The organism is Methylobacterium nigriterrae (genome assembly GCF_037106235.1).
Taxonomy (GTDB): domain Bacteria; phylum Pseudomonadota; class Alphaproteobacteria; order Rhizobiales; family Beijerinckiaceae; genus Methylobacterium; species Methylobacterium nigriterrae.
Genome location: NZ_JBAWTG010000808.1, coordinates 1 through 278, shown reverse-complemented (window position 1 = coordinate 278; position 278 = coordinate 1). Strand labels below are relative to the sequence as shown.

At 69.4% G+C, this 278-nt stretch carries 1 protein-coding gene; it reads left to right on the top strand.

Translation table 11 applies throughout. From position 1 onward, the window contains the following. Positions 1 to 278 (top strand): S1 RNA-binding domain-containing protein (locus tag WDW90_RS39235; RefSeq protein WP_336493011.1); only part of this gene is annotated, 278 nt, incomplete at both ends.

Sequence of the window (278 nt, the reverse complement as noted above, 5' to 3'; positions counted from 1 at the left end):
CTCGACGTGGACGTCGAGAAGGAGCGCATCTCGCTCGGCATCAAGCAGCTCGGCGGCGACCCCTTCGCGGAGGCCGGCGAGATCAAGCAGGGCCAGGTCGTGACCTGCGAGGTGACGGAGGTCAAGGATTCGGGCGTCGAGGTCAAGATCGTCGACACCGACCTCTCCACCTTCATCCGCCGGGCCGAGCTCGTCCGCGACCGCGGCGACCAGCGCCCCGAGCGCTTCGCGGCCGGCGAGAAGTTCGACGCCCGCGTCGTGCAGTTCGACCGCAAGGC